Genomic DNA, 20237 nt, shown 5'->3' with positions numbered 1-20237 from the left:
GCCGCCGAGGCCGTCGCTGACCACGAAGGAGAAGCTGTCGCTGCCGTGGTAGTTGGCGACCGGGGTGTAGTCGAAGGTGCCGTCGGCGTGCACGGTGACCGTGCCATGCTCGGCAGTGGTCGAGCCCAGGGCATAGCTGACGCTGTCGCCATCGATGTCAGTGGCGCCGGGCAGGGCGGCGCCGACTATGGGGGTGTCCTCATCGGTGGTGCCGTAGCCATTGGAAGACTCCGGGGCATCGTTGACCCCATAGATCTTCACCGTCGCGGTAGTCCAGCTGAGGGTTCCGTTACTCATGCGTATGGCGTAGGTGAAGCTGTCGGTCATCAGCTCGCCGGCGGAAAGTCGCTGGTAGGCCTCGCTCTGGAAGAGTGCAGTCGGGTCATAGAGGACCTTGGTTTTCCCATCCAGCGGGTCCTGGGTGATCCAGATGCGTGCGCCGTAGGCGCTGAAGCAATCCGTGTCACGGGCCAGCAGGTCGGCCTGTATCTCCGTCCGGGTCGCCGTGCTGCCATCGGCGGTGACGCCATCGTCCAGCGAATAGAGGGTCTTGGCCTTGCCACCCAGGTCGTTCGCCATGACATCCAGATAGATGTAGTCGAGGTCGCCCTGCACCAGGCTGTCATAGACAAAGGTGTCGCCGGTGGCCTGGGGGGTGTTGCTGAAGGAGGTGGTGGAGATGGCCATGCTGAATTCCTATTGTTGAACTTGTTGGTCGTGATGGCGTTACCAGGGCCGCGCGGTGACGCCAGGCGGAGGCTGGGCCGCCCGGATGCGCGGGGCGTACCACTGTTTCGGGCGTGCGCGTAGCCGGAAGGCAGCGCGCAGGAATCTGCAAGCACCCATGGAGGGACTCCTGATCTGAGCAAGGGACCGTGAAAGCGACGAGCACCGACTACAGCGACGGCCAGGGCACTGTAGTGTCAGTTTGATAGTCGTTTAGGAGTGGCCCGGGACTCTGTAAAGGCACGGATACAAACGGCCCGTACTGGCGGTCAAAATGTCGACGAACGGCAAGGATTGGCCAAAATTCTGGCGTTCTTTTTTTGAACGTTGCGACTTCGAAGGCTCGATGCCTTGCCGCGAAATGCAGTTGGGGAGACCATCTGCGCCTTGAATCGGCCCTGCCCTGGAGATGTCATGGCCCGCCAACTCCACGTCGCCCCATCGCCCGCCAGGATGGCGTGGTTGAGGTCAGGTCACCGCTGGCGCGTCCTGCGCCGCCCCTTGGTTCTGATACCGCTGCTGTTGCTGGCGCTGCTCTGGTCGGCCGACCGGCTGTTCCCGCTGCCGTTGCCGGGCGACGACCTGGCGCGGGTGGTGCTGGCGGAGGACGGCACGCCGCTCTGGCGTTTCGCCGATGCCGAAGGCGTCTGGCGTTACCCGGTGAGCCAGGACCAGGTCTCGCCCTACTATCTGGAAGCCCTGCTCACCTACGAGGACCGCTGGTTCTACCGGCACCCGGGGGTGAACCCCCTGGCTCTGGCCCGCGCGGCCTGGCTCAACCTGAAGGGCGGGCGCGTCCTTTCCGGCGGCAGCACCCTGTCCATGCAGGTGGCGCGGCTGCTCGACCCGCACCCGCGTACCCTCGGCGGCAAGCTGCGCCAGCTCTGGCGCACCGCGCAGCTGGAATGGCATCTGTCGAAGGACGAAATCCTCGGTCTCTACCTCAATCGAGCGCCCTTCGGCGGCACCCTGCAGGGTGTGGCGGCGGCCAGCTGGGCATACCTGGGCAAGCCGCCGGCCCAACTGACCCGTGCCGAGGCGGCGCTGCTCGCGGTGCTGCCCCAGGCGCCCAGCCGGCTGCGCCCTGACCGCCACCCGGAGCAGGCTCAGGCGGCCCGCGACAAGGTGCTGCGGCGCCTGGCGCAGTTCCAGGTCTGGCCCGAGGGGGCGGTGAACGAAGCCCTGGAGGAGCCCGTGCTCCTCGCTCCGCGCCAGGAGCCCAGCCTGGCGCCATTGCTGGCCCGGCGGCTGAACCGCGCCGACAGCCCGCCGCTGATCCGCACCACCCTCGACGCTGCTCTCCAGCGGCGCCTGGAAGACCTGCTGCTGGGCTGGCGCGCGCGCCTCCCGGAGCGCACCTCGGCGGCTATCCTGGTGGTCGAGCACCAGAGCATGGCGGTGCGCGCCTACCTCGGTTCCATCGACATCGCCGACGAGCGCCGCTTCGGCCACGTGGACATGATCGAGTCGCTGCGCTCCCCCGGCTCGACCCTCAAGCCCTTCCTCTACGGCATGGCCCTGGACGCCGGGCTGATCCACTCCGAATCGCTGCTGCAGGACGTGCCCCGGCGCTACGGCGACTATCGCCCCGGCAACTTCGCCGCCGGCTTCATCGGCCCGGTCTCGGCCAGCGAGGCCTTGGGCATGTCCCTCAACCTGCCGGCGGTACAGCTACTGGAGGCCTACGGGCCCAAGCGCTTTGCCGGCGAGCTGCGCAATGTCGGCGTGCCTCTGGCGCTGCCGCCGGCCAGCGAGCCGAACCTGGCGCTGATCCTCGGCGGTGCCGGCAGCAAGTTGGAGGAGCTGGTCAGCGGCTACAGCGCCTTCGCCCGCCAGGGCCGGGTCGCCCGGCTGCGCCTGCAGCCCCAGGCCGCCCTGCAGGAGCGCCGCCTGCTCTCGCCCGGGGCGGCTTGGATCATCCGCCGTATCCTCGCCGGCCAGGCGCGCCCGGACCGCGACCCGCGTGCACGGCTGACCCAGCGCCCGGTGCTGGCCTGGAAGACCGGCACCAGTTATGGCTTCCGCGACGCCTGGGCGATAGGCGTGGGGCCGCGCCACCTGATCGGCATCTGGATCGGCCGCCCGGACGGCACCCCGGTGCCCGGCCAATTCGGCCTGGCCTCGGCAGCGCCGCTGCTGCTGCAGGTGCACGACCTGTTGGTGAACCGCGATGCCCAACGCGGTATCGCCCAGCCGCCGGACCCGCAACCGCCGGAGGTGGATGTCGCGGCCATCTGTTGGCCCTTGGGCCAACCCATGGCCAAGGGCGATCCCAGCTGCCGCCGCGAGCGCTATGCCTGGACCCTGGACGGCACCACGCCGCCCACCCTCCTGGCCGCCGACCAGCCCCTCGGCCTCGGCCTGCGCCAGTCACTCTGGGTCGATGCCGCGGGGCGTCAGGTGGCGCCCGGCTGCGCCGATGCCCACGCCTCGGAGCTGGTGCTCTGGCCGGCGCCCCTGGAGCCCTGGCTGCCGCGTCGTGAACGCCGCGCCGCGCGCCTGCCAACGCCTGCCCCGGCCTGCCCGCCGACGATAGCGCCGCCGGCCGCGCCGCTGTCCATAGTCGGAGTGCGCGAGGGCGACCAGCTGCGCCGCCCCTCCGGCAGCGCCGAACCTCTGCGGCTGAAACTCTCCGCCCTGGGTGGCAGCGGCCGGCTCTGGTGGTTCCTGGACGGCGCGCCGATCACGGCAATTGCCGCGGATGAAAGCTTCAACCAGGTATTCAGGCGCAGCGGCCGGTACCAGTTGAGCGTGCTCGACGAGGCCGGTCAGACCGCTCGTCTGGAGTTCGCCATCGTCGAGTGATGGGCTATCAAGTCCTTCGCGTTAGCTGCCGATAAGGTTTGTCTGCAAAGTCAGGAAAAATTGTTGACCATTCTGTATACAATCTTTCCCCGTGACCGGCAGGTCGCCTCTAACAAGAATCCAAGGAGACAACTCCATGCGCCTCTGGCAACGCAGCATTCAGTGGCAGCTGATTTTCAGCATGGGCGCGGCCCTGCTCGCCGGCATCCTGATCGTCATCGGCATCTACTCGATGCTGATGAACCGCCTGACCGAACGTTTCCTGCTGGATGAAGCCTTGCCCGCCCGCGTACAGGCCATCGGCAACGCCCTTGAGCGCACCCTGGTCGCGCCCATCACCGCCAACGCCGGCATCGCCGAGAACGCCCTGGTGCAGGACTGGCTGGTCGAAGGCGAAGACCCGGCCCGCGCCGAGGCCTTCGCCCGCTACCTGGAAGGCGTGCGCGCCCAACAGAACGCCATGACCACCTCCATCGCCGTGCTGGACAGCGGCCACTACTACACCGGCACGGGCCTGGCGCGCACGATCGACCGTAGCCAGCCGGAGAACCAGTGGTTCTACAGGCTGGTGGACAGCGACCGGAACCGGGTGCTGGAAATCGACATCGACAAGGGCACCCGCCAGCCGACCCTGTTCATCAACCAGCGCATCAGCCGCAACGGCAAGACGCTGGGCGTGTCGGGCCTGGGTTACAGCCTGCAGTCCATGTCCGAGATGATCCGCGACTTCCGCTTTGGCGAGCGCGGCCGGGTGTTCCTGATGGACCACGAGGGCAGCATCAAGGTCCACCCCGACGCCGCCCTGAACGGCAGCGGCCGCCTGGCCGAGGTCTTCGGCGCCGGCCCGGCCGCAGAACTGCTGGGCGCTGGCAGCAAGGCCATCCGCTTCAGCCGCGATGGCGAGGATTTCCTCGCCCTGGCCCGGCCGCTGGAAAGCCTCGGCTGGCTGCTGGTGAGCGAAGTGCCAGAGGCGGAAATCTACGCCGAGGCGCGCCAGGCCATGTGGACCAGCAGCCTGGCGGGCTTCGGCGTGCTCGCCCTCTGCGTGCTGCTAGTGGTGCTGCTGGCACGCGGGTTGGTGCGACCGATCCGCCAAGTCACCGCGGCGCTGGTGGAAATCGGCGGCGGTGACGGCGACCTGACCCGCCGTCTGGACGAATCCCGCGCCGACGAACTGGGCGACCTGTCTCGCGGTTTCAACCGTTTCCTGGAAAGCCAGCGCAGCCTGATCGGCGAAGTGCTGGACACTAGCGAGCGGCTGCACAAGGTGGTCGGCCAGGTGGCCCTGGTGGTGGACAACACCGCCGGCCGTGCCGGCCAGCAGCAGGAAATGACCGACATGGTGGCCACTGCCGTGCATGAGATGGGTCTCACCGTGCAGGAGATCGCCCGCAACGCCGGCGCCGCCGCTCAGGCTTCCCAGCACGCCCGCGACGAATCTATGCAGGCACGCCAGGTGGTGGGCGAATCGGTAGGGCACATCGAGAAGATGTCCAGCGAGATTGGCGTCGCCGCCTCGGCGGTGAGCGAACTGGCCAGCCAGGTGGCGTCCATCGACCAGGTGCTGGCGGTGATCCGTGGCATCTCCGAGCAAACCAACCTGCTGGCCCTGAATGCCGCAATCGAAGCCGCTCGCGCTGGTGAGATGGGGCGTGGCTTCGCCGTGGTCGCAGACGAAGTCCGCACCCTCGCCAGCCGCACCCAGGCCTCCACCGACGAAATCCAGCAGATGATCCAGCGCCTCAAGCACGGCGCCGAGACGGCCGTGCATTCCATGCACGCCGGCCAGTCCGCCACCGGTACCGGCGTCGAGGCGAGCCAGCGCACCGGCACTTCCCTGGGCGCAATCACCGACCAGGTAGAGCGCATCAGTGACATGAACCACCAGGTGGCGGCGGCGACCGAGGAGCAGTCTTCAGTGACCGAGGAAATCAACCGCAACGTTCAGGGCATCGCCGACCTGGCCCACGCCACCGCCAGCGAAGTGCGCGGCTGCCGCGAGGAATGTCAAACCCTCAGCCGCCTGGCCGGCGACCTGGCGCAGCAGGTGGGAAGGTTCAGGCTCTGAAGGGGAGGGCAGGACTGTGTCCTGCTTCGCGATTGAAATCGTTCCTACAGGAAGACCATTGCGGGCCAACGTCTGCACGGACGGCCCCCTCTCCCTTCGGGTGTACGGCCCGGAGACATGGTGGACGGGTTAAGGGAGCCGCTGCCAGCAAAGAACTTCTGGTTGCTCAAGTCAATCCTGGCAATAACATCAGAATGATTTTGCCGCTGATCAGCCCCGACGAATGAGCCAGACGCCGCCGATGATCAACGCCAGACCGGCCAGCTTGCCAGCGCTGATGGGCGCTTCGCGGTAGCCGGCCCAGCCGAAATGGTCCAGCGTCAGCGCCATGCTCAACTGGCCGGCGAGCACCAGCACCATGAACAGCAGGGCGCCGATGCGCGGGCCGGCGAAGGCGGCGGTGGCGATGAACACCGCACCGAGCAGGCCGCCGCTCCATTGCCACCAGCTCAGGCCCTTGAGGGCATCCAGGGATGGCAGCTCGCGCTGCAGCAGCACCACGGCGAGCAGGGCGACTGTGCCCACCACGAACGACACCAGCGCTGCGCTCATCACGCTGGAAATCTGTTTGGCCAGTTGGCCATTGATGCCGGCCTGCAGGGGCAGGAAGGCACCGGCGACGAAGGGCAGGGCGAGCAGCCACCAGGCCTTGGGCATGGCGATCTCCGGAAATCGAGGGGCGCACAGTATGCCCGAGCAGTCCCTGGCCACGGAATTTAGAAGCGCCGCGATTCATCTTTCACATCCAGCCACTCACGGCTTGCCGGTGGGCTTCACCCCTGTGGGGGCGATTTCAATCGTCAAGCAGGCTGCCGGTCTGGCCTTGGGTCTTCCCAGGGGCAGCTGCGCTGCCCTTGGCGAATGAATTCGCCCCCACAAGGCCCTCTGCCCCGCGGCTCTGGCATTACCCCCGAAGCTAGCTAACCTTTTAAGGGATATGTGCCCGGCAATGTACCGGGCTGGGTCTGCCTGATGAGGTGGGAAAGCACGATGGACATGAACCGTCGACAATTCTTCAAGGTCTGTGCCGTGGGCCTTGGAGGGTCCAGCCTGGCGGCACTGGGGGTCGCGCCCCCGGAAGCCTTCGCCGACCAGGTCCGGCACTTCAAGCTGGCGCGCACCAACGAGACGCGCAACACCTGTCCCTACTGCTCGGTCGGCTGCGGCCTGATCATGTACAGCCAGGGCGATGCAGCGAAGAACGTCGCGCAGAACATCATTCACATCGAGGGCGACGCCGACCACCCGGTCAACCGCGGGACCCTCTGCCCGAAAGGCGCCGGTCTGCTGGACTTCGTCCATAGCCCCAACCGCCTGAAGTACCCGGAGATCCGCGAGCCCGGCTCCAACGAGTGGAAACGCATCGAATGGGATGAAGCCCTCGACCGCATCGCCAAGCTGATGAAGGCCGACCGCGATGCCAACTTCGTCACGCAGAATGCCCAGGGCCAGACGGTCAACCGCTGGCTCACCACCGGCTTCCTCGCGGCATCGGCATCATCCAACGAGTCCGGCTACATCACCCACAAGGTGGTGCGCTCCCTCGGCATGCTGGGATTCGATAACCAGGCTCGTGTCTGACACGCCCCGACGGTAGCAGGTCTTGCTCCGACGTTTGGCCGTGGCGCCATGACCAACCACTGGGTCGACATCAAGAATGCCGATCTGGTGCTGATAATGGGCGGCAACGCCGCCGAAGCCCATCCCTGCGGCTTCAAGTGGGTCACCGAAGCCAAGGCGCACAACAAGGCCCGCCTGATCGTGGTCGATCCGCGCTTCACGCGCTCGGCCTCTGTGGCGGACTACTACGCGCCCATTCGCGCCGGCACCGATATCGCGTTCCTCGGCGGCCTGATCAACTACCTGATCAGCCACGACAAGATCCAGCACGAGTACGTGCGCAACTACACCGACGCGCCCTTCATCGTGAATGAAGGCTTCAGCTTCAAGGACGGCCTGTTCAGCGGATACGACGAAACCAAGCGCTCCTACCCCGACAAGTCCACCTGGAGCTATGCCAAGGGAGACGACGGCTACGTGCTGTCCGACCCGACCCTGCAGGACCCGCGCTGCGTGTTCCAGCTGATGAAGCTGCATTACAGCCGCTACACCCCGGAACTGGTCAGCAGCATCTGCGGTACGCCGAAGGCGCTGTTGGAGCAGGTCTGGGGCCTGGCCGCCGAAACGTCCGACCCGACCAAGGTCATGACCATCATGTACGCCCTGGGCTGGACCCAGCACTCGGTGGGCTCGCAGATGATCCGCACCGGCGCCATGGTGCAGCTGCTGCTGGGCAACATCGGCATGCCCGGCGGCGGGATGAACGCCCTGCGCGGCCACTCCAACATCCAGGGGCTGACCGACCTGGGCCTGCTCTCCAGCTCCCTGCCGGGCTACCTGACCCTGCCGGCCGAGGCCGAGCAGGACTACGCGGCCTACATCGACAAGCGCGCGAGCAAGCCAATTCGGCCGGGGCAGATGTCCTACTGGCAGAACTACGGCAAGTTCCACGTCAGCCTGATGAAGGCCTGGTTCGGCAAGTCGGCAACCGCCGAGAACAACTGGTGCTACGACTGGCTGCCCAAGCTCGATGTGCCAGCCTATGACGTGCTGCGCTACTTCGACATGATGTCCCAGGGCAAGGTGAACGGTTACTTCTGCCAGGGCTTCAACCCCATCGCAGCCTTCCCCAACAAGGCCAAAGTCACTGCCAGCCTGGCCACGCTCAAGTACCTGGTGATCATGGACCCGTTGGCCACCGACACCTCGGAGTTCTGGCGCAATGCCGGGGAGTTCAACGACGTCGACACGGCCAGCATCCAGACTACGGTGTTCCGCCTGCCCACCAGCTGCTTCGCTGAGGAGGACGGCTCCCTGGTCAACAGTGGACGCGTGCTGCAATGGCATTGGAAGGGCGCCGAGCCGCCCGGCCAGGCGCGCACGGACATAGCCATCATGGGCGGCCTGTTCCATCGCCTGCGCAATCTCTACGCGAAAGAGGGCGGGGCCTTCCCGGACCCGATCCTCGGCCTCGACTGGGGCTACCAGCGTCCCCATGATCCATGGCCCGATGAGCTGGCCCGCGAGTTCAACGGCAAGGCCCTGGCCGACCTCACCGACCCGGCCACCGGTGCCGTGCTGCTCAAGGCCGGCGAGCAGATTCCCGGTTTCGGCGTGCTGCGCGACGACGGCAGCACCGCCAGCGGCTGCTGGATCTTCGCCGGCTGCTGGACGGCCGCCGGCAACCAGATGGCCCGCCGCGACAACGCCGACCCCTACGCCATGGGCCAGACCCTCGGCTGGGCGTGGGCCTGGCCGGCGAACCGGCGCATCCTCTACAACCGCGCCTCGGCCGACCCATCCGGCAAGCCGTGGGATGCAGAGAAGAAACGCCTGGTGTGGTGGAACGGCAAGGCCTGGACCGGCACCGACGTGCCGGACTACAAGGTCGACGCGGCGCCCGAGGCGGGCCTGAGCCCGTTCATCATGAACCCCGAGGGCGTAGCGCGCTTCTTTGCCGTGGACAAGATGAACGAGGGGCCGTTCCCCGAGCACTACGAACCCTTCGAGACCCCTGTCGGGCGCAACCTGCTGCATCCGGATCACCCCAAGGTCACCAGCAGCCCGGCGGCGCGGGTGTTCAAGGGCGACCTGGAAATGTTCGGCAAGGCGGACCAGTTCCCCCATGTGGCCACGACTTACCGCCTCACCGAGCACTTCCACTACTGGACCAAACACTGCCGGCTGGCCGCGATCACCCAGCCCGAGCAGTTCGTCGAGATAGGCGAAGCCCTGGCCAAGGAACTGGGCGTCGCCGCCGGCGAGCGGGTCAAGGTCACCTCCAATCGCGGCTTCATCAAGGCGGTGGCGGTGGTGACCAAGCGCCTCTCACCGCTGACCGTGGATGGCAAGACTGTCCATCAGGTCGGCATCCCGCTGCACTGGGGCTTCTCCGGCGTGGCGCATAACGGCTACCTGATCAACACGCTTACTCCCTTCGTCGGCGACGGTAATACGCAGACGCCGGAGTTCAAGTCGTTCCTGGTCAAGGTCGAAAAGGCATGAGGAGCTGAGCCATGGCATCACAAGACATCATCGCCCGCTCCGCCACCACCACCCCATACCCCTCGGTGCGCGAGATGGATGAGGTGGCGAAACTCATAGACGTCTCCAAGTGCATCGGCTGCAAGGCCTGCCAGGTGGCGTGCTCGGAATGGAACGACCTGCGTGACGAGGTCGGCCAGAACCACGGCACCTACGACAACCCGGCGGACCTCACGGCCGACTCCTGGACGCTCATGCGCTTCACCGAGTACGAGCCCGAGGCGGGCAAGCTGGAGTGGCTGATCCGCAAGGACGGCTGCATGCACTGCGACGATCCGGGCTGCCTGGCGGCCTGCCCGAGCCCTGGTGCCATCGTCAAATACGCCAACGGCATCGTCGACTTCAACCAGGACAAGTGCATCGGCTGTGGCTACTGCATCACCGGCTGCCCCTTCAACATCCCGCGCATCTCGCAGAAGGACCACAAGGCCTACAAATGCACCCTCTGCTCCGACCGGGTTTCGGTCGGGCTGGAGCCGGCCTGCGTGAAGACCTGCCCGACCGGCGCCATCGTCTTCGGCACCAAGGAAGACATGAAGGAGCACGCCGCCGAACGCATAGTCGACCTCAAGTCGCGCGGATTCGAGAACGCCGGCCTCTACGACCCGCCGGGAGTTGGCGGCACCCACGTGATGTATGTGCTGCACCACGCCGACAAGCCCTCGCTCTACGCCGGCCTGCCGGACGACCCGGTCATCAGCCCCATGGTCGGCCTGTGGAAAGGCGTGACCAAGCCGCTGGGCCTGCTGGCCATGGGCGTGGTGGCGCTGTTCGGCTTCTTCCACTACGTGCGGGTTGGCCCGAACAAGGTGGACGAGGACGAGGCGCCGCAAGGCGATCCGGCGGTGCGCCGGCCCGACCCGAAATCGCCAAGTTGACTACGGCACAGAACCACCCCCTCTCCCTCTGGGAGAGGGTTGGGGAGAGGGAAGCCCGCCCCAGCTACGGAGCCAGACATGAACAAAGACATCGAGCGCTACACCCCTTCCGAGCGCAGCAATCACTGGGCGGTGGCCATTCTCTTCGTCCTCGCCGGGCTCTCCGGCCTGGCGCTGTTCCACCCGTCCCTGTTCTGGCTCAGCGCCTTCTTCGGTGGAGGGCCCTGGACGCGCATCCTGCACCCCTTCCTCGGCGTCGCCATGTTCCTCTTCTTCATCTGGCTGGCCATGCGCTTCGCCCACCACAACCGCTGGGAAAAGAACGACAGCCAGTGGCTGAAACAGTGGAAGGACGTGGTGAACAACCGCGAGGACAAACTGCCCGAAGTCGGCCGCTACAACGCCGGGCAGAAGCTGCTGTTCTGGGTACTGCTGCTCTGCATGCTGGTGCTGCTGCTGACCGGCGCGGTGATCTGGCGGGAGTACTTCAGCCACCTATTCGGCATCGAACTGATCCGTATCTCGGCCCTGCTGCACGCCTTCGCCGCCTGGGTGCTGATCTGCAGCATCATCGTCCACATCTACGCCGGCATCTGGGTCAAGGGCTCCGTCAGCGCCATGCTCCATGGCTGGGTCAGCAGGAGTTGGGCACGCAAGCACCACGGCGCCTGGTACAAGGAAGTCAGCAAGGAGGAGGGAGGCAAGCGTTGAACTTTTCTGTGGGGGGAATTCATTCGCCAAAGGCCGCGAAGCGGCCTTGTAATTTGGGCAAAACTCCGCGAAGCCCAACGATTCCACGCACAGGTTCGTAGGCTGGGTGGGGCGCAGCGATACCCATCAATTCGGCGCAAACGCTGGGTATCGCATTGCTCCACCCACCCTACACCCCTGACCAATCCACTGAAGGAGTCTTGAGTGCCAGGCCAGATACTAGAACCCGGCCAGATCGAAGCGGCCGCCAACATTCCGCCTTTCCTCCACCTGCCCGGGCGCGACCTGTTCCGCCAGCGTGCCGCACGTCTGCGCAAACTCGCCGAAGGCCACCCCCTGGCCGGCTACCTCCAGTTGGTCGCCGAACTCTGCGAGGCCCAGCAACAGGTGCTGGATAACCCGCCACAGCTGCCCGGCCCGGCCCCGGAAGCCCTGGCCCGCAGCCGCGAGCACGACATGCCGCCGATTGCCTTCGAAGCCCTGGTCCGCGCCGATGGTTGGCTGGCCGCCCTCGATGCCCTGCTGACGCGCTTCCAAGCTCCGTCCAACCCCGCCGTCACCGCGGCCCTGCATCAACTCAAGGGGGCCGACCCGGCCCAGCGCAAGGCCTGGGGTGTGGGCCTGCTCAGTGGCCAGTTCGACCTGCTGCCGCCGGCCCTGGCGCCCTTCATCGGTGCCGCCCTGCAGGTCGCCTTCAGCCATTGGTTGCTGGCCCTTCCGGAAGGCTCGCTGGTGGAAACCGAAGCCACGGTGCTCTGCCCGGCCTGCGGCTCGCCACCGGTCAGCGGCATGGTCCGCAATCGCGGTAAGCATAATGGACTGCGTTATCTCGCCTGCTCCCTGTGTTCCTGCGAATGGCACTACGTGCGTCTGAAATGCAGCCAATGCCAGGAGGGCAAGCGCCTGGCCTACCTTTCCCTGGAGCGCGACGGCCTGAAGGGAGAAGAGGCGCCCATCCGCGCCGAGGCGTGCCCCAACTGCCAGGCCTACCTCAAACAGTGCTACCTGGAATTCGACGCCGAGGCCGAAGCCCAGGCCGACGACCTCGCCAGCCTCGACCTCGACCTGCGCCTGGCGGAGGAGGGCTACCTGCGCCACGCGCCCAACCTGCTACTGGCCCCCGGTGGGGAATAAGCACCTAGACTCAAATACGGATCGCCCCGCGCTAAGGAATGCCCATGTCGGCCGCTCGATTGCCTTCCATTGACCGCCTGCTGCGCAGCCCGGCCTGCGCTCCCCTGCAACAGCGCTATGGCCGCGAGGCCCTGCTCAAGACCCTGCGCGACCTGCTCGACGAGCTGCGCGAACCCGCGCGCCAGGGCCAGCTCGCCGCCATCGAACTCACCGACGCCGTACTCGCCGGCCGTGCCGGGGAACGCCTGGCAGCCTGGCACTCCAGCCAGGTGCGGCGGGTATTCAACCTCACCGGCACCGTGCTGCACACCAACCTCGGCCGTGCCCTGCTGCCGGAGGACGCCATCGAGGCCATAGCCCTGGCCGCGCGCTATCCGCTCAACCTGGAATTCGACCTGGCCAGCGGCAAGCGCGGCGACCGCGACGACCTCATCACCGGGCTGATACGCGAGCTCACCGGCGCCGAGGCCGTCACCGTGGTCAACAACAACGCCGCCGCCGTGCTGCTGGCGCTCAACAGCCTGGGCGCGCGCAAGGAAGGCGTGATCTCCCGCGGCGAACTGATCGAGATCGGCGGCGCCTTCCGCATCCCCGACATCATGGCCCGCGCCGGTGTGAAGCTGGTGGAGGTGGGCACCACCAACCGCACCCACGCCCGCGACTACGAAGCCGCCATCGGCCCGCGCTCGGGCCTGTTGATGCGCGTGCACACCAGCAATTACAGCGTCCAGGGCTTCACCGCCAGCGTGCCCACGGCGGAGTTGGCGGCCATCGCCCACGCCCACGGGCTGCCCCTGCTGGAGGACCTAGGTAGCGGCACCCTGGTCGACCTGACCCGCTGGGGCCTGCCCAAGGAGCCGACGGTGCAGGAGGCGCTGGCCGACGGTGCCGATGTCGTCACCTTCAGTGGCGACAAGCTGCTCGGCGGGCCCCAGGCCGGGCTGATCCTCGGCAGTCGCGAGCTCATCTCGCGAATCAAGAAGAATCCCCTCAAGCGCGCCCTGCGGGTGGACAAGCTGACCCTGGCCGCCCTCGAAGCCGTGCTCGCCCTCTACCGCGACCCGGAGCGCCTGGCCGAGCGCCTTCCTACCCTGCACCTGCTCAGCCGCTCGCAGGTGGAGATCCAGACCCAGGCCGAGCGCCTGGCGCCGCTGCTGGCCGCACAACTGGGCGCTACCTGGCAGGTGAACGCGGTGCCGGCCCTGGGCATGATCGGCAGCGGCGCGCAGCCCGTGGCGCGCCTGCCCAGCGCCGCCCTCTGCCTGCGCCCGCAGCAGCCAAAGCGCCTGCGCGGCCGCGCCCTGCGCCAGCTCGAAGAAGCCTTGCGCAGCCTGCCCATCCCGGTGATCGGCCGCCTGGACGACGACGCCCTCTGGCTCGACCTGCGCCAACTTGACGATGAGCCGGCCTTCCTCGCCCAGCTGCCGCAGCTCGCGGGGGGCGCCGAGTGATAGTCGGCACCGCCGGGCATATCGACCACGGCAAGACCGCGCTCCTCAAAGCCCTCACCGGGCTGGAAGGCGACCGCCGCCCAGCCGAGCGCGAGCGCGGCATCACCATCGACCTCGGCTACCTCCACGCCGACCTGGGCGATGGCCAGCCCACCGCCTTCATCGACGTGCCCGGCCACGAGCGCTTCGTCCACAACATGCTCGCTGGCGCCTGCGGCATCGACCTGCTGCTGCTGGTGGTAGCCGCCGACGATGGCGTGATGCCCCAGACCCGCGAGCACCTGGCCATCGCGGAGCTGCTCGGCATCCGCCGCGCCCTGGTGGCCCTGACCAAGATCGACCGTGTAGCGCCGAAGCGAATCGAACAGGCCCGTGCCGAAGTGGCGGCCCTGCTGGCGCCCGGCCCGTTCGCGGACGCCGCCATTTTCCCCGTAGCCAGCCCCGGAGGCGAAGGAATCGAAACCTTGCGCCAGGCCCTGCTGGGTGAGTCCGCCCGCGTCGCCGCGCGCAGCGCCGAGGGCCACTTCCGCCTGCCCATCGACCGTGCCTTCAGCGTCGCCGGAGCGGGGGTGGTGGTCACCGGAACCGCCTTTGCCGGGCGGGTGACGGTGGGGGATGAACTGGTCCTCAGTCCGTCAGGCCGCAAGGTGCGGGTGCGTGGCCTGCATGCGCGCAACCAGCAGGCCGAGCGGGCCGAGGCCGGCCAGCGCGTCGCCCTCAATCTCACCGGCGAGCGCCTGGCCCTGGAGCACCTGCACCGAGGCGACTGGCTGCTGGCCCCGGCACTGCTGGCACCCACCACCCGGCTGGATATTGACCTCAACCTACTTCCTGGTGAGGCCCATGAGCTGGCCCACTGGACCCCGGTGCACGTGCACCTTGCTGCTCAGGACGTCACCGGTCGCGTGGCGCTGCTGGAAGGCAACAGCCTGGCCCCCGGCCGGCGCGCCTTCGCCCAGTTGCTGTTGAATGCCCCCAGCCACGCGGTGCATGGGGACCATCTGGTGCTGCGCGACCAGTCCGCCCAGCGCACCCTCGGCGGTGGCCGCGTGCTCGACCCCTTCGCCCCGGCACGCAATCGGCGCATCCCGGAGCGCCTGGCCCAGTTGGAAGCCCTGCGCGGGGACGGGCTGGAGGCAGCGCTGGAAGCCTTGCTGGCAACCGCCGCCAATGGTCTCGATCCCCAACTGCTGGAGCGCCAATTCAACCGCCCGCGCAGCAGCTGGGCGTTGCCCGCCGATGCCCTGGAAATCAGCAGCCGCCTGGGCCCACGGCTGTTCGCCAGGGACCGCTGGCAGGCATTGGAAGAAGAGCTGCTCCAGGGCCTGGCACGCTTTCACGCGGAACTGCCCGACGAACTCGGTCCCGACCGCGACCGATTGCGCCGCTATGCATTGCCCGAGCTGGACCGCCCAATCTTCATCGCCCTGCTGGAGCAGGCCTTGGCCAGCGGCAGCGTCCAGTCCAGCGGCCCCTGGCTGCACCTGCCCGACCACCGTGTGCAACTCAGCACCGAGGACGAAGCCCTGCGCGAGCGCATCTGGCCCTTGTTGGAAGCAGGCGCCTTCGACCCGCCCTGGGTCCGCGATCTGGCCAAGGAACTGAAGGTCGACGAGGGCGCCATGCGCCTGCTGGAACGCAAACTCGCCCGCATCGGCCTGCTGCAACAAGTGGTGAAAGACCTCTTCTACCCCGATGCGACCATCCGCCAATTGGCGTTACTCGCCCGGCAACTGCAGGATGAATGTGGCAGCATCAAGGCCGCCGCCTGGCGCGATCGCCTCGGCATCGGCCGCAAGCGCAGCATCCAGCTACTGGAACACTTCGACCGCATCGGCTTCACTCGCCGAATCGGCGACCAACGCAAGATCAGGGAAGACTCCGCCCTGGCCCAAGGGCCCGACCCCTGATCACCGATTTGGAAGGCAAGCACGCCCGGTGGCGTGGCCGGGCTTCAAACCCGATTTTATCTTGGTTTATCAATGGGCTACGTTGGCGAGTATCAGCAAGGGTCGTGATTTCTTTTGTTTTAAATGGGCTTTTCTGGTCAATCGTGGCCAGTGATTTCGACACATTTTCGACACCTCTTCTTCAGTATCAGCTTCTTGAACGATTCCTCTGTCTCACGTCCTTAAGCCCAGCCTCCACTTGTGGATCGGGGGTGATTTGAATTTTTTGATCCTGCATACCTTGGGCTAGACATGGTGATATCAAATTAGTAGCCTCCAGTGATTTGGGTCATCAGGGATTGAGTGGCATGAGTGTGGCGGATAATTTTAAGAATTTCTTAAACAATATTAAAATTACGAACGATGACCAGATAAGTCTTCGGTATGGAGAAATAACGGCGGCTTTAAATAGGGAGTTCAGAGAAACTGACTCAAAGACCGCCAATAATCTTCAGGTGGGCTCATATGGCAGATGGACCGCCATTCAAGGTGTATCAGATCTCGATATGCTATATATAATGCCTGCATCCAAGTGGGCGGGTTACAATAAGAGTGGTGGCCAGTCAAAGCTTCTTGAAGATACTAAGAATGCCATTAAAGATCGGTACCCTCGCACAGATATATACGTAGACAGTCCTGTGGTTAGGGTGCTGTATACTAACTTTCATGTTGAGGTTCAGCCCGTATTTGAACAAGAGGATGGCAGCTTCAAGTACCCAGATACGTCTAATGGCGGTAGTTGGAAGATTACAAAGCCTAGGGAAGAGATAAAGGCCTTATCTGATGTAAATATTGAGAAGAATCGCAATTTGCGTCGCTTGTGTAAGATGGCGAGAGCTTGGAAGAATAAGCACGGTGTTGCGATGGGCGGGCTTCTCATAGATACACTTGCGCACAATTTTTTGAAGTCTACTGATTATTATGATGAAAGAAGTTTTCTTTACTATGATTATATGAGTAGAGATTTCTTCAAGTATTTGGCGGATCAGCCGGACCAAGAATATTATGCTGCGCTAGGAAGTGGTCAGAGGGTAAAGGTAAAGAAGAAGTTTCAGAAGGCAGCAAAGAAAGCATACGATCTTGCCCTTGATGCCATAAGTGCAGCGGGGGATGACAGCGAAAATGATAAGTGGCGTAAAATATATGGACGCCCATTCCCTGCGGCAGAGAAGGTAACCAGGGCCGCTTTGGAGACGTTAGCTTCGAATCGGCGCTTCGATGATACCGAACAGTTCATAGAACTTAAGCATCCTATAGATATTCGTTATCATTTGCGAATTGAGTGTGAGGTATCTCAAGATGGATATAGAGAGGCTTTCTTGCGGGACCTGCTCAGTAAGAGAATACGGTTGAATGTAAGGAAGTCGCTAAAGTTTTATGTTGTTCAGTGTGATGTTCCTGTGCCGTGTCAAATTTATTGGAAAGTTTTGAATAGAGGGCCTGAGGCAGAGCGCCGCAATTGTATTCGTGGCCGAATAGTGGCCGACGGTGGTCATCGTGAGGTAGTTGAGAGGACTGATTTCAACGGTGATCATATCGTTGAGTGTTATGTTGTTAAGAATAATGTTGTTGTCGCAAAAGACAGAATTCACGTACCTATACAGTGATTTGGAATGAATAAAGATCTGTTGTTAAAGAGCATCGCTGATGCTGGGTACAATGTTGGCTTCGGTGGAAGGAAGCATTGGGCTACTTATGATATTGTAGATAAGGTTCCTGGGCTTATTGGCTTTGTTTCGATGGCGTTTGGCATATATGCTTTGGTTTATGATGAGCTCTCGGCGAAATATTTGTCTGCCGCGCTTTTGGTTATTGGCTTGATGGGGTTGTATATATCTTTTTATGATCACAAGAAGGGTGATTATGAAAAATCTGCGAATAAGTTGACTTGTCTATATAATGAGCTTCGCAATCTCTATAGAGAGGTGCAAAGTAGTTATAGTTCGCCTGATGAATATTTGGTTAGGCTAAAGGCTATAGAGTCTGAGTACTATGACAACTGTATCAGTAAGCAGATATTGTTTAGTGATTGGTATGCTCACTATAAGTTCTTTTGGCAGTATCAAATTGGTTGGGTTAACGAACAAAAGGATTTTAAGTTTTTTAGAGATATGGTTCCGTTGTCATTTACCTGTTGGGTAGTTCTGCTGGTCGTTGCTCTTGTTGTTTGGGTTGTAAAAAATATGGGCTTTGGTTGGTTTGGTTGCTAACTGCGTTTTGATTGAGTTTTTATATTTTACGGTTGGCGATTAGATGTTGTTAACCCATAGGGCTAAAGCTACTCGCCGCCGAGCAATACCTCTGTTTCATGCGGTCGCTTTGTTGCGACCGGTCGTTTTGCCATCGCTCTCCCCAAGCCCTGCATTCATCCTTGAAAAACTGCTTCGCGCCTTTGCGGCATTCGCGATAATCAATCGAACCTCGCTTGTGGTTGCCGCACACGCTGCCGCCGTCGATGTAGTTATTCACGATGGTCCAGGTGGCATAGTAGCGGGCGCCGCCGCTCCACTTGTCGATCCACTCGCCATGCTTCTTGATGGTTCTGCTGCGTGTGGTTGTCTGCTGGGCGGGCTGTTGATAGGCGGATGACTGTCTGACGCCTTCCATGCTCACCACATTGTCAGGCTGTCGCGGCGTGTAGTTGTGATCGTTGTAGTCGGTTTGCTTGATCTGGGCTTTCCGCTCTTGTTCTTGCTGCTTGACGCTGGACCAGAACATTTCTTCAGCGGTCGGCTGATTCGGATCCGGTTCTTCAAATGGAGGGAGGGAAGACTGTTCGTCTTGTCGCTGCTCGATCTGCGCCGTTGGGGTGGAGTCCTGTAGGAAAGGAATTCCGACACCTGCAAGGTGAAGTAGACCGGCTGTAATGCTGGTTCCTATTACACCGGCAATCAGCCACTTCCCGATTTCACTACCGCCTTTGGATGCCTTCAGGCGGGGCGGGGCGTCATCCCAGTCCGATTTAATTTCGTGCTCCTTGCCAACCCTTATTGACTCCGAGTGTCAGAAAAATCTATTTCGGATTGAATGTTGTGCCGAAAACTTTTCAGCTTTCTATATGGTCTTCTTCATAGTAATCATTAAGTTTTGCTTTAACTTTTTCAATGGTGAAATCGCCAAGTGCATATTTTCCGACTTGCAAGTTGCTTCGTACTTCTACGCTGATTGAAATTTCTCTCCCTGCAACATCACTTTCTCTTCTATGATGGCCGCTGGCGGATGCATGAATAACAGAATTAAATCCATTTTCGAAGGAGGAAGTCCTTGCTTCTTCTATGTTAACTTCTTCGAAGACTGTGTCGGATTCGGCTATTGGGCCGGATAAGCTTTCATGCTCTAGGAGAGAGTATTTGTTGTTTTCGATAAACTCCATGCTGATCTCTTCCAGGTCTCCAAAAGTTGTAAGCTTGTATGGTAGGTCATCAAAAATAGACCGTATGTGATCGAAAAGTAAATCTGAGGTTAGATTTTCGTCTGGCGATTCTTCGATTGAAATGACGTCGTCCAGTTTCTTTGCGAGAATATCTGGTGAGTAAAATATGTATTTTACTTTAGATAGGGTGGTGTTGTTGAATTTTTCATCTTCGACAAGGGAGTCAAAATCTTTGTAGCCAAATATGCTGGCCACAATTTTGCTGGTTGCCGAGAGCGAAAGTTTTATGCCGTCTTGGCTTGTGCTTTCCTCGATTAGGGACATAAAAAAGTATGCTGATGGGAAACGATGCGAAGCTAGGGTTGACCTGTTTTCTGCGCTGCTAATTCTGAAGCGTTGCTGCTCTAACTCTGATTGTTTTTTTCTTTTGCTCTCTTCGAGTTGGAGTATGTTTACTTTGCTTTGTGCTTCCGCAGCTTTAGCTGTTGCTTCTAGAGCTTTTGCTTTGACGCGTACCGTTCTTTGTTTTGTTTGTTCAAGAATTTCTTTCTTTCGATCTATGTCCAGCTGTACGCTTTGCTCCAAGAACTGCTTGTCAGGATTTGATCTCAATTTAATTTTGTTTAGATTTTCCTGCTGTAATACCTTGCTGAGGTCAACGTCAACGGCTTGCTGATGAAGTTTTCCATTTGCTTTTCTTTGTAGTGAATTTACGATTAGTGATAACCAAGGCAGTGCAAATAGATAGAAAACTGAAAGTATAAGTGGTATGGAGAATACTGCATTAAGCTCGAATGGGTTGCTTTCAGTTAGATATCGATGAAAGTCGCTAATTCGTTGGGATGCGTTCCCTTCTCCCCACAGAAGAAGTGCAAGATGGTTCCAGTTACAGACTACCCATGAAGCTATAAATGTTCCAATGAATGGATCGTTGACTCTGACTTTTGCGTTTCCTATAACTGATGACCAAATATCATCAAGTATTTTCATTTTCTGCTGGTCCAGGGTTCTTAATAAATATTGGCTATTTATTTTGTA

The 20237-nt window shown here is 62.0% G+C and carries 14 protein-coding genes; 10 read left to right on the top strand and 4 right to left on the bottom strand.

Features of this window, described 5'->3' with window-relative positions:
* The coding region (locus E8F12_RS24850; RefSeq protein WP_280327876.1) for an Ig-like domain-containing protein at positions 1-687 on the bottom strand (687 nt) is incomplete at its 3' end.
* A 501-nt stretch (positions 688-1188) separates the two neighbouring features.
* Between E8F12_RS24850 and pbpC the strand changes: the two genes are divergently transcribed.
* Together pbpC and E8F12_RS24840 are read left to right on the top strand one after the other, a co-directional pair.
* Complete coding sequence (gene pbpC / locus E8F12_RS24845; RefSeq protein WP_280327875.1) at positions 1189-3531, top strand: peptidoglycan glycosyltransferase PbpC; 2343 nt, start codon at positions 1189-1191, stop codon at positions 3529-3531.
* Between the two features lie 136 nt (positions 3532-3667).
* On the top strand, positions 3668-5599 hold the full coding sequence (locus E8F12_RS24840) for a methyl-accepting chemotaxis protein (RefSeq protein ID WP_280327874.1): 1932 nt from the start codon (positions 3668-3670) through the stop codon (positions 5597-5599).
* 210 nt (positions 5600-5809) lie between these two features.
* Here E8F12_RS24840 and E8F12_RS24835 read toward each other — a convergent pair whose 3' ends face one another.
* Complete coding sequence (locus tag E8F12_RS24835; protein ID WP_280327873.1) at positions 5810-6256, bottom strand: DMT family transporter; 447 nt, start codon at positions 6254-6256, stop codon at positions 5810-5812.
* A gap of 333 nt (positions 6257-6589) precedes the next feature.
* Here E8F12_RS24835 and fdnG point away from each other — a divergent pair, with 333 nt between their 5' ends.
* The 8 genes from fdnG (at position 6590) to E8F12_RS24795 (ending at position 18036) form a co-directional block, all read left to right on the top strand.
* Positions 6590-9664, top strand: a complete 3075-nt coding sequence (gene fdnG / locus E8F12_RS24830) for a formate dehydrogenase-N subunit alpha (protein WP_280327872.1) — start codon at positions 6590-6592, stop codon at positions 9662-9664.
* Between the two features lie 11 nt (positions 9665-9675).
* Positions 9676-10581: a formate dehydrogenase subunit beta gene (fdxH, locus tag E8F12_RS24825; RefSeq protein ID WP_280327871.1), complete on the top strand. Its 906-nt coding sequence runs from the start codon at positions 9676-9678 to the stop codon at positions 10579-10581.
* A 78-nt stretch (positions 10582-10659) separates the two neighbouring features.
* Positions 10660-11292, top strand: a complete 633-nt coding sequence (locus E8F12_RS24820; protein WP_280327869.1) for a formate dehydrogenase subunit gamma — start codon at positions 10660-10662, stop codon at positions 11290-11292.
* 204 nt (positions 11293-11496) lie between these two features.
* Positions 11497-12426, top strand: a complete 930-nt coding sequence (fdhE, locus tag E8F12_RS24815; protein WP_280327868.1) for a formate dehydrogenase accessory protein FdhE — start codon at positions 11497-11499, stop codon at positions 12424-12426.
* Between the two features lie 44 nt (positions 12427-12470).
* The gene (selA, locus tag E8F12_RS24810; RefSeq protein WP_280327867.1) at positions 12471-13877 is read left to right on the top strand and encodes an L-seryl-tRNA(Sec) selenium transferase; all 1407 of its coding nucleotides are present in this window, start codon (positions 12471-12473) and stop codon (positions 13875-13877) included.
* Positions 13874-15787: a selenocysteine-specific translation elongation factor gene (selB, locus tag E8F12_RS24805; protein WP_280327866.1), complete on the top strand. Its 1914-nt coding sequence runs from the start codon at positions 13874-13876 to the stop codon at positions 15785-15787. Before selA ends, selB begins: the two co-directional genes overlap by 4 nt.
* Positions 15788-16134: 347 nt before the next feature.
* Entirely contained in the window at positions 16135-17433 is a 1299-nt protein-coding gene (locus tag E8F12_RS24800) for a nucleotidyltransferase (RefSeq protein ID WP_280327865.1), read from the top strand.
* Positions 17434-17439: 6 nt separating this feature from the next.
* On the top strand, positions 17440-18036 hold the full coding sequence (locus tag E8F12_RS24795) for an SLATT domain-containing protein (protein ID WP_280327864.1): 597 nt from the start codon (positions 17440-17442) through the stop codon (positions 18034-18036).
* A 49-nt stretch (positions 18037-18085) separates the two neighbouring features.
* Here E8F12_RS24795 and E8F12_RS24790 read toward each other — a convergent pair whose 3' ends face one another.
* Together E8F12_RS24790 and E8F12_RS24785 are read right to left on the bottom strand one after the other, a co-directional pair.
* Positions 18086-18544 carry a hypothetical protein gene (locus tag E8F12_RS24790; protein ID WP_280327863.1) on the bottom strand — a complete coding sequence of 153 codons (459 nt, stop codon included), beginning with the start codon at positions 18542-18544 and terminating at the stop codon, positions 18086-18088.
* Positions 18545-18872: 328 nt separating this feature from the next.
* Positions 18873-20189: a cell envelope integrity protein TolA gene (locus tag E8F12_RS24785; RefSeq protein ID WP_280327862.1), complete on the bottom strand. Its 1317-nt coding sequence runs from the start codon at positions 20187-20189 to the stop codon at positions 18873-18875.
* Positions 20190-20237 lie beyond the last annotated feature (48 nt).

The organism is Pseudomonas sp. BN102, from assembly GCF_029871245.1.
GTDB lineage: Bacteria > Pseudomonadota > Gammaproteobacteria > Pseudomonadales > Pseudomonadaceae > Metapseudomonas.
Note: the sequence above shows the minus strand (reverse complement) of the source record. Positions and strands in the feature narration are given on the sequence as shown.